The organism is Moorena sp. SIO2C4, from assembly GCF_010672485.1.
GTDB classification, from domain to species: domain Bacteria; phylum Cyanobacteriota; class Cyanobacteriia; order Cyanobacteriales; family Coleofasciculaceae; genus Moorena; species Moorena producens.
Genome location: NZ_JAAHGN010000215.1, coordinates 1 through 8633 on the forward strand (window position 1 = coordinate 1; position 8633 = coordinate 8633).

General features: G+C 45.0%; 14 protein-coding genes. 5 read left to right on the forward strand and 9 right to left on the reverse strand.

The window, feature by feature from the left end; all coding sequences use genetic code 11:
* Positions 1-120 precede the first annotated feature (120 nt).
* Both F6K20_RS13665 and F6K20_RS13670 read right to left on the reverse strand, forming a co-directional pair.
* A complete protein-coding gene (locus tag F6K20_RS13665) occupies positions 121-552 on the reverse strand; it encodes a putative toxin-antitoxin system toxin component, PIN family (protein WP_008189219.1) in 432 nt (143 codons plus the stop codon).
* 9 nt (positions 553-561) lie between these two features.
* Positions 562-813 carry an AbrB/MazE/SpoVT family DNA-binding domain-containing protein gene (locus tag F6K20_RS13670; RefSeq protein WP_008189221.1) on the reverse strand — a complete coding sequence of 84 codons (252 nt, stop codon included), beginning with the start codon at positions 811-813 and terminating at the stop codon, positions 562-564.
* A 65-nt stretch (positions 814-878) separates the two neighbouring features.
* Here F6K20_RS13670 and F6K20_RS13675 point away from each other — a divergent pair, with 65 nt between their 5' ends.
* The gene (locus F6K20_RS13675; protein ID WP_008189223.1) at positions 879-1130 is read left to right on the forward strand and encodes a hypothetical protein; all 252 of its coding nucleotides are present in this window, start codon (positions 879-881) and stop codon (positions 1128-1130) included.
* A 131-nt stretch (positions 1131-1261) separates the two neighbouring features.
* On the opposite strand, the gene F6K20_RS13680 is transcribed toward F6K20_RS13675, so the two are convergent.
* From F6K20_RS13680 to F6K20_RS13690, 3 genes are read right to left on the reverse strand one after another with little or no spacing between them, the layout of a single operon-like run.
* Entirely contained in the window at positions 1262-1435 is a 174-nt protein-coding gene (locus tag F6K20_RS13680) for a DUF4351 domain-containing protein (RefSeq protein ID WP_229414743.1), read from the reverse strand.
* Positions 1425-1772, reverse strand: a complete 348-nt coding sequence (locus F6K20_RS13685) for a hypothetical protein (RefSeq protein WP_008189225.1) — start codon at positions 1770-1772, stop codon at positions 1425-1427. The genes F6K20_RS13680 and F6K20_RS13685 overlap by 11 nt, the downstream gene beginning before the upstream one ends.
* A gap of 56 nt (positions 1773-1828) precedes the next feature.
* Positions 1829-2308 (reverse strand): ParB N-terminal domain-containing protein, encoded by a 480-nt coding sequence (locus tag F6K20_RS13690; RefSeq protein WP_008189227.1) that lies wholly within the window; start codon positions 2306-2308, stop codon positions 1829-1831.
* A gap of 270 nt (positions 2309-2578) precedes the next feature.
* On the opposite strand from F6K20_RS13690, the gene F6K20_RS13695 reads away from it, so the two are divergent.
* The 4 genes from F6K20_RS13695 (at position 2579) to F6K20_RS13710 (ending at position 6234) form a co-directional block, all read left to right on the forward strand.
* Complete coding sequence (locus tag F6K20_RS13695; RefSeq protein WP_008189230.1) at positions 2579-2995, forward strand: hypothetical protein; 417 nt, start codon at positions 2579-2581, stop codon at positions 2993-2995.
* 814 nt (positions 2996-3809) lie between these two features.
* Complete coding sequence (locus F6K20_RS13700; protein WP_008189232.1) at positions 3810-4700, forward strand: Rpn family recombination-promoting nuclease/putative transposase; 891 nt, start codon at positions 3810-3812, stop codon at positions 4698-4700.
* 351 nt (positions 4701-5051) lie between these two features.
* A complete protein-coding gene (locus tag F6K20_RS13705) occupies positions 5052-5882 on the forward strand; it encodes an Rpn family recombination-promoting nuclease/putative transposase (RefSeq protein ID WP_287263012.1) in 831 nt (276 codons plus the stop codon).
* A 178-nt stretch (positions 5883-6060) separates the two neighbouring features.
* On the forward strand, positions 6061-6234 hold the full coding sequence (locus F6K20_RS13710; protein ID WP_287295003.1) for a hypothetical protein: 174 nt from the start codon (positions 6061-6063) through the stop codon (positions 6232-6234).
* A 58-nt stretch (positions 6235-6292) separates the two neighbouring features.
* On the opposite strand, the gene F6K20_RS13715 is transcribed toward F6K20_RS13710, so the two are convergent.
* The 4 genes from F6K20_RS13715 to F6K20_RS13730 form a co-directional block, all read right to left on the reverse strand.
* Positions 6293-6490, reverse strand: a complete 198-nt coding sequence (locus F6K20_RS13715) for a hypothetical protein (RefSeq protein ID WP_154659941.1) — start codon at positions 6488-6490, stop codon at positions 6293-6295.
* 14 nt (positions 6491-6504) lie between these two features.
* On the reverse strand, positions 6505-7161 hold the full coding sequence (gene tsf / locus F6K20_RS13720) for a translation elongation factor Ts (protein ID WP_008189236.1): 657 nt from the start codon (positions 7159-7161) through the stop codon (positions 6505-6507).
* A gap of 158 nt (positions 7162-7319) precedes the next feature.
* Positions 7320-8159, reverse strand: a complete 840-nt coding sequence (gene rpsB / locus F6K20_RS13725) for a 30S ribosomal protein S2 (protein WP_287295005.1) — start codon at positions 8157-8159, stop codon at positions 7320-7322.
* Positions 8160-8398: 239 nt separating this feature from the next.
* Positions 8399-8633: hypothetical protein (locus tag F6K20_RS13730; RefSeq protein WP_287295007.1), on the reverse strand; the 235-nt coding region annotated here is incomplete at its 5' end.

The following is an 8633-nucleotide window of genomic DNA, read 5'->3' on the forward strand; positions in this document are numbered from 1 at the left end:
TCACGCGTTCGCAAAGCGTGGCCTACGGCCTCAGCTTCCGCGCTTGTGCGATTGGCCGTAGGCCACGCCAAAGGCGATCGCACTCTCGTTAATCTTGGTTGAGAAGTAGTCGGGCAATCACTAAAGTTTTTCTTGGTTGAGAAGTAGTGCGATCGCCTCTGCCGGATCTACCACCGTTACTCCCTCTAATATCTGACCGTAAAACGAACCAAAGTGCTTCTTATCACCCGTTACCAAAAGGTCTGCCCTATTCTCTACTGCTGTCGCTAAAATAGGAGCATCTTTCAAAGGTAGCCCCATCTCCATGGCCCAATTAACTCGTGAAACCGGTGCTTCTCCAACAATAATTAGTTTAGGGATTAAATCCCGTTCCAATCGTGTCAAAGCTTCGGGATACTTAGCTGTAATGTTACGGCGTGTTTCTTCCAAGGCGTGAGGCGATGTTAGCAAAGCACAATACCCAGCAGAAGCTAACTCAAACAAAGCGTTACAGCGACCATCAGGACTAATAGCGGCTGCAAAGATTACATTGGCATCCAGAAACACGCGCATGTATCTTTCCTACTCAGCATCTTTAAGTTGACCCATTAGCTGTTCGGCTTCTTCGTTAGTTAAGCGATCGCCTGATAAAAACTCCTCAATCCGTTCCTCTGTATAGATCTCAATCGGATACACTCCCGCAGGACGCAGTAGAATTCCACCATCAGCAGTAGTTTCTACCAGTAGCATAGTTTCACCTTCCAACCCTAGACGATTGAGAATTGCTTTGGGAAGAGAGAGTTGACCTTTTTTTCCTAGCTTGATGACTTCCATAATTTAAAATAATTATAATCCGGCAAACCGGACTTTAAGTAAATAGTAATCGATCAGGCTAAAGAGTGCTCGTTTGGCTACATCACCAGAGAAAAGGACATACGAGGATAACAATTACTATTAATAATCAACAGGATCAGGATCGGCTAGATGAATACGATTTTAGCAAAGGCATACGTGGTAAATATGCTCACAGATATAGGGAAACTAGCAACATTGTTAAGTTGGATGACGATGTGGCTGAAATTTTTCCAGATGAAAAATCAGTTAATGATGCACTGCGGGCTTTAGCTAATATTATTTCTATCAACACTTAGCCTAACAGGATGAAAAAGAAGCGTATGCTAACTTAGTTGATCTTGGTTAAGAAGTAGTGCAGTCAGCCGAGCTATGCCCGTAGGGCTGATCGCGTAGCGTGGCCGTAGGCCAATCACACCGAAAGCATTACCTACGAGTTCGATTTGCTATCAGCAACACTACGTGAACGCATCCATTCATCCAAATCCTCGGGTTTCGTAAAGTCCAACAACGCTTCCCCCAAAGCTTCAAGCTGAGGGAGGGATAAGGCTTGAACCTGCGTTCGCGTAGCGTGACCATTCGCGTAGCTTGGCCTAAAGGCCAAGGTCAATCGCCCTTCCTTCTGGGTTATAAAGCTGATCTATAACAGCCTCACGATCTTCTGGAGGCACTGATAAGATGTCATAGGCCATCTTGTTTGTTCCTTCTTCCAGAAGTTTTGACCACTTTTTGGCAAGATCAGCATTCTCCTCTTTTTGAATAGCCTCAACGACATTGAAGCCAATAAGTAAGGTAGTTCTACCAGTACCATCTGTCGCTGCAACTCGATCAATCGATCTGCCATGTCTTGCGATCGCAGTATCCTCTCTTCTTTTCTTTTTCCGCTCAACTTCCTGTTTCTCAATTTGCAGCATCAGTTGAGCTTCTATGTATTGCTGCATCTTGGTCTAGACAAGATATAGCAATTCTCTATGCCATGAGGTACAAAGAGATCCCCCTAAATCCCCCTTATCAAGGGGGACTTTGAGGTTGAGAAGCGTACCTCATAAATCCTAGAAACGCTATAGCTATTTCGTAACTTGAGTTGCCTTAGTCGTTCTAGGTTGTCGGAGAAAGTCCTGATCTCTACGGGGACTCTTGGGAATTTGTTGCCATCTGAACCTGCATTTAATCCTTCAACTGCGGCATGGCGACTATTGCCATCGATAATTATTCCCCATTGATCAACTAAGAGAGGGACTAATTCTGGATTCGACCCATCCAATTCCTTGATCAATCGTTCCACATTTCCAGAGTTGTTGATATAGATCAGTTCATTGAATGGGAGTCTGATTAATAACTCTGGGTCAACGTCTGCTAGTCCTTCCTCAAATAATAATCGGAAATTTACATTATATGACATGATTGCCATATTTCTGGCCTTTTTGGAGTAGGAAACATAGCCACCACACCAGACAATCCCCTGGCTATCCCACAAGGATGGAGGGTGTAGGGTGTGGGGTGTGGGGTATGGGGTGTGGTGAAAATAGGCATGTACACAAATTAGCTAGAAAAGGCTTCATTAACCAACATTTACCTGATTTAATCGTACATTAGCCGATTCAACCATCCCTAGCAACTTTCGCGAAGCTCGGTCTTTTTTCCCTACACCCTACACCCTACACCCTAAACCCTACACCCTGCCTAACACCCTACCCCCTGAGCTACAATAGACTCTTAACGGACTGCGCTTTGAGGAGATGCCGTCATGAATTCTATTTCAACAACCATTACTCTGCAAATTCCTGACTTCCTCTATCAGCGCTTGGTCAACACTGCCCAAGCAACTGAACGCTCTCTTGAAGCTGTCATGCTCCATGCTTTACAAATTGGTAGTCCCCCCAATTGGTCTGATGTACCTGAAGAATTTCAAGCAGATCTAGCTGCCTTAGATAGGTTGGAAGACCAAGCTTTGTGGCCGATTGCCCAGAGTAAAAAAACACCGGAAGAAATGGAGCGTCACTACTGGTTGTTAGCTCAAAATCAAGAGCGTTCTTTAACAGATGCAGAACAGATTGAACTTGAGCAGCTTAAGATTTCAGCAGATCGTTTTATGCTACGCAAAGCTCATGCAGCGGCTCTCCTGAAATGGCGCGGTTACCCAGTTCCTCAAAGTATTGTGTAACCTCATGGCCTATATTCCAATATCTTTGAAGAATGAGATCGATCGCCAAGATCGCCGTTATTGTTGCTATTGCCAAACTAGTGAAGCAAATAGTGGTATTCCTTTAACTTACGATCACATTTTACCACAGCTCTATTGGGGGAAAGAGCATATTTTCAAATGTTTGCCTCGCCTGCTATACCTGCAACCAATTTAAATCGGATACAACTGTTGCCCTCGACCCTTTAACTAGTCAAACTGTTCACTTATTTAATCCCCGCACTCAGAATTGGGATGAACATTTCTCATGGAATGTGGATTTCACAAAAATTCAAGGACTAACCCCTGTGGGACGAGTAACAGTCATTACGCTTAAAATGAATAATCCCCTCGTTGTAGAAGCACGGTTTCGATGGACAATTAATGGTTGGCATCCCCCATCTTTTCTAGCGGAAAGATGAGCATAAAGTCTCTAGAGGTGACAACAAAGTTAAAAAGGAGACTGGGTGTAGGGTGACCGGGTGTGGGGTGTGGTTAAAATGAAGGTACATATCACTGCTATGTGGGTTTCATCAAGCCTCACTCTCCCTGATTCAATCATCCATTACCCAATTCAATTTTCTCTACTAACAAGGTGTTGCTCTTCTTTTTTCCCTACACCCTATACCCTACACCCCACAACCTACCTACTTTTTAATTCACTTGTCACCCCGTGAGATATGGGCGTACACTTTTGTGATTATAAAAAAATAATATCAAAAAATAACACCAACCGATGATAATATTGGCCAGATAGCCCAGATGCTCAGATGCCAGTTCATCGCAATGCAAACTAATGCGCACTGACAGCCTATTTTATAAAATCTTCCAAACCCTCCCTGGCACTCTCTTTGAACTCCTGGGAGACAACACTCAACTGGCACAAAACTATACATTTAAGGCCATCGAACTCAAAGAACTCGCCAAACGCACCGACGGCGTATTTCTCCCCAAACGGGACGGTGACCCCATTTATTTCGTAGAAGTCCAATTTCAGAAAGATGAAGACTTGTACTACCGCCTGATGCAAGAAGTGTTTGTCTACTTAGGACAAAATCGTTGGCGACATGGCTGGCAAGCGGTAGTATTTTGGGCTAAGCGCAGCTTGGATACAGGTATTCCCAGATGTTACGATGCCGAAGTCCAAACAGGATATCTGCACTCACTTTACCTTGATGAAACTCCAGAAACCTCAGACTCAATCGGATTGGGACTGGTACGGCTGGTAGTGGAACCTCAAGCCAATGTCCAACACAGAGTACGACAACTAGAAAGATGTGCGAGGGCTCTACCAGTAGCACAGCAAAGAAATGCGATAGAATTAGTAGAACAAGCCTTAGTATATAAATTTCCTGAACGTCCTTGGAGGGAATTAGAAGCGATGTTTGGACTCACAGAATGGAAACAGACCAGATTTTATCGGGAAGTTAAGGCTGAAGGTCACCAAGAAGGTCACCAAGAAGGTCACCAAGAAGGTCACCAAGAAGGTCATCAAGAAGGTCGCATCACTGAGGCACAGATTTTGGTCATGCGTCTGCTGAAAAAACGATTCCCAGAAATGACCGAGGAAATAAACAATGTAGTTCAAGGTTTGTCTTTGTCAAATTTGGAAGGGTTAACAGATATTATTTTTGAGTTGAATAGTTGGGAAGATTTGTTGAGCTGGTTGTCACAGGTAGACCAATAATGCTCACATGGATTTGATCCCACTCATACTGTAGAAATGCTGTGAAAAAAACTCCCAACTTTACAATGCCTTGAACACCTGGTTAGGTCAAGCGATCGCAGAACTCGTAGGGTGGGCAAGGGGAAACTTTACCAATAGATTCATCAAATACCCCCTTTTCCCTTTGCCCACCAAATTACTCCCCAAGACTTACTGATAGTTCAACTGCTGAGGCGGAGTCAATATCAGAAGAGCACTTTATATATGGGCGTACACCTTTGTCATTATAAAAAAATAATATCAAAAAATAACACCAACCGATGATAATATTGGCCAGATAACCCAAATGCCAGTTCCTTCCAATGCTAACCAATGCGCACTGACAGCCTATTTTATAAAGTCTTCCAAACCCTCCCTGGCACTCTCTTTGAACTCCTGGGAGACAACACTCAACTAGCACAAAACTATAATTTTAAGGCCGTCGAACTCAAAGAACTCGCCAAACGCACCGACGGCGTATTTCTCCCCAAACGAGATGGCGACCCTATTTATTTCGTAGAAGTCCAATTTCAGAAAGATGAAGACTTGTACTACCGCCTGATGCAAGAAGTGTTTGTCTACTTAGGACAAAATCGTTGGCGACATGGCTGGCAAGCGGTAGTATTTTGGGCTAAGCGCAGCTTGGATACAGGTATTCCCAGATGTTACGATGCCGAAGTCCAAACAGGATATCTGCACTCACTTTACCTTGATGAAACTCCAGAAACCTCAGACTCAATCGGATTGGGACTGGTACGGCTGGTAGTGGAACCTCAAGCCAATGTCCAACACAGAGTACGACAACTAGAAAGATGTGCGAGGGCTCTACCAGTAGCACAGCAAAGAAATGCGATAGAATTAATAGAACAAGCCTTAGTATATAAATTTCCTGAACGTCCTTGGAGGGAATTAGAAGCGATGTTTGGACTCACAGAATGGAAACAGACCAGATTTTATCAGGAAGTGAATGCTGAAGGTCGCATTACTGAGGCACAGATTTTGGTGATGCGTCTGCTAAAAAAACGATTCCCAGAAAAGACCGAGGAAATAAACAATGTAGTTCAAGGTTTGTCTTTGTCAAATTTGGAAGGGTTAACAGATATTATTTTTGAGTTAAAAAGTTGGGAAGATTTCTTGAGCTGGTTGTCACAGTTAGACCAATAATGCTCACATGGAGTTGATACCACTCATACTCTAGAAATGCTGTGAAAAAAACTCCCAACTTTACAATGCCTTGAACACCTGGTTAGGTCAAGTCTGCCCTTGGAGCCATCAGGGCAATCTGACGACTTGCCTGTGAAAGCGTTGTGATTGGTTCCATACGGGGGCATTGAACCCCCTGGTGGAACCGCGCATTCCTCTCACACCAAATCAAAGATTATGGTGTGAGGCTCCTGCTAAACTAGCTGATCTTCCCTATCTCCCAGATGTGAGCATTCAGCTATCAGCTATTAGCTATCAGCTATCAGCTATTAGCTATCAGCTATCAGCTATCAGCTTATGGGTCACAGGCTAGAAGCCTGTGCCACGCTGTCTTGATGCAAAGCGCGAGTGGGGGAAACCACGGCAGTTGCTCATGGGGGGAACCCCCAAGACCGCACTGCCTCCCCAAGACCGCGCTGCATCGCTACTTGATGTGCTTTTGAATAAAATAAGCTGACGGCTGACGGCTGACGACTGACGGCTGACGGCTGACGGCTGACGGCTGATAGCTGAATGCTTACTCCCAGATTCACTGAAGCGTGTTGATCAAGCTCAAGGATGAAGCTCAAAGGTAAGCTTCGGTTTAAGAACCCATCTGGGCAGCAACTTCTTCAGCAAAGTTGCTTTCTTCCTTTTCAATACCTTCACCCAAGACGTAGCGAGTGAAGCGACGCACTTGGATGTTTTCACCCAACTGGGCAACACATTGCTTGACTAATTCTTCCACTGTGATGCTTTGATCACGAATGTAAGGTTGATCCATCAACGAGAGTTCTTTAAGGCGTTTTTCAATCCTACCCTGAACAATTTTCTCTTTGATATTTTCGGGCTTCTTACCTAAGTCATCCCTACCCATTTCAATGTCTTTTTCTTTTTGAACAATCTCTTGAGGGATGTCATCGACCTTCACGTATTCAACGTTAGGGCAAGCTGCTACTTGCATGGCGACGTTCTTGACTAGGGCTTGGAACTCATCGCGGCGGGCAACAAAATCGGTCTCGCAGTTAATTTCTACGAGTACACCGACTCGACCACCAGTGTGGATGTAGCTGCCGATAATTCCTTCTGCTGCCACACGACCGGATTTTTTCTCAGCTGAGGTAATGCCTTTTTTCCGCAGCCATTCCATAGCTTTGGTCATGTCTCCGTCGCTTTCTACGAGAGCTTTTTTGCAATCCATCATGCCAGCGCCGGTTTTTTCTCGTAGCTCTTTGACAAGTTTTGCTGTAATTTCCGCCATGTTGTTTTTGTTCCTACTGTTAGTGAAACTGATTACACCGTGATATCTTCCCACACTACTCGATCCGTGAGTATGGGCTTCCCAGCCCACGCTGAAAACTAGTTGATTTTTATCAAAAGGTAAATTCAGCGTAGGGCTTCAAGCTCGAAGACAACTAACTATTCTTGCTCAGTATTCTGGTTATCTCCTTGATCTACGGATTCAATTTCCTCACTTTGTTCAGTCTCTTGAATTTCCTGAATTTCCTCCTCGTCTGGGAACTCCTCTAATCCCTCTTCAAATTCTTCGTATTCGTATTCCTCTGCGGTGTCTAGCTCACCATGACGGCCTTCGTAAATGGCATCAGCCAGTTTACCTATGATTAGCTTAATCGACCGGATCGCATCGTCATTAGCTGGAATCGGAATATCGGCTAAATCAGGGTCACAGTTTGTATCTAATAGTGATACTATCGGTAGACTTAGCTTTTCACATTCCAAAATAGCGTTGTACTCACGCTTTTGGTCTATGATTATGACAATGTCGGGGACCTTACGCATCATTTTGATGCCACCTAGATACTTCTGAAGCTTGCCTAGTTCCCGACGCAGCATAGAGCCTTCTTTTTTTGGCAGTAAGTCAAGGGCACCACTGGTTTCCCGACGCTCTAAATCTTTCAGTCGCTCCACCCTGGTCTTAATTGTTTCCCAGTTGGTGAGCATACCACCTAACCAGCGCTGGTTGACATAGTAGGCACCACAACGGCTTGCCTCTTGGGCAATAATTCCAGCAGCTTGCCGCTTAGTACCCACAAACAGAAATCTTTTGCCCTGCTCTGATGAGGTGCGAATATAGTGATAAGCGTCCTCCATCAGCTGAGCTGTCTGTACCAAGTCAATGATGTGGACACCATTACGAGCAGTGTAAATGTAAGGATCCATCTTGGGGTTCCATCGGCGAGTCTGGTGACCAAAGTGAACCCCTGACTCTAGCATTTCAGCTAAAGAAACTACAGGCATAATTTTTTAACTCCTAATTCGGGTTTAACCTCCATCCAGGTGGATTTCCCTTTAGAAACACCCGAAACCCTGGATGTGCGATGTTTATAAAACCCCTTTAGGGTAACACATTCTGACTCCCTAATGGCAAAGGGATTAGATGGATAAATTTTATTTTAATAACATTAAAATTGTTAATTGGTAAGCGATCAGCGATCAGCGATCAGCGATCAGCGATCAGCTTACGCGCTACGCGCACGCTACACCGAACAGCGATCAGCCATTGGCCGTAGGCCAGGGTACTTGAGGTGCTTTTGAATAAAATAAGCTGACGGCTGTTCCCTTAGCGTGGCCAACGGCTGACCGCTGACCGCTGACCGCTGACCGCTGACCGCTGACCGCTGACCGCTGACGGCTAACGGCTGACGGCTAACGGCTGACCGCTGACCGCTGACCGCTGACCGCTGACCGCTGACCGCTGAATGCTTACCCGAC

What these genes read in the sequence shown, in the direction of transcription:
- F6K20_RS13670 (WP_008189221.1), bottom strand. Translation starts at nt 813, where the DNA reads ATGGAAGTCATCAAGCTAGGAAAAAAAGGTCAACTCTCTCTTCCCAAA.
- F6K20_RS13700 (WP_008189232.1), top strand. Translation starts at nt 3,810, where the DNA reads ATGCGCACTGACAGCCTATTTTATAAAATCTTCCAAACCCTCCCTGGC.
- F6K20_RS13695 (WP_008189230.1), top strand. Translation starts at nt 2,579, where the DNA reads ATGAATTCTATTTCAACAACCATTACTCTGCAAATTCCTGACTTCCTC.
- rpsB (WP_287295005.1), bottom strand. Translation starts at nt 8,159, where the DNA reads ATGCCTGTAGTTTCTTTAGCTGAAATGCTAGAGTCAGGGGTTCACTTT.
- F6K20_RS13685 (WP_008189225.1), bottom strand. Translation starts at nt 1,772, where the DNA reads ATGCAGCAATACATAGAAGCTCAACTGATGCTGCAAATTGAGAAACAG.
- F6K20_RS13665 (WP_008189219.1), bottom strand. Translation starts at nt 552, where the DNA reads ATGCGCGTGTTTCTGGATGCCAATGTAATCTTTGCAGCCGCTATTAGT.
- F6K20_RS13705 (WP_287263012.1), top strand. Translation starts at nt 5,052, where the DNA reads ATGCGCACTGACAGCCTATTTTATAAAGTCTTCCAAACCCTCCCTGGC.
- tsf (WP_008189236.1), bottom strand. Translation starts at nt 7,161, where the DNA reads ATGGCGGAAATTACAGCAAAACTTGTCAAAGAGCTACGAGAAAAAACC.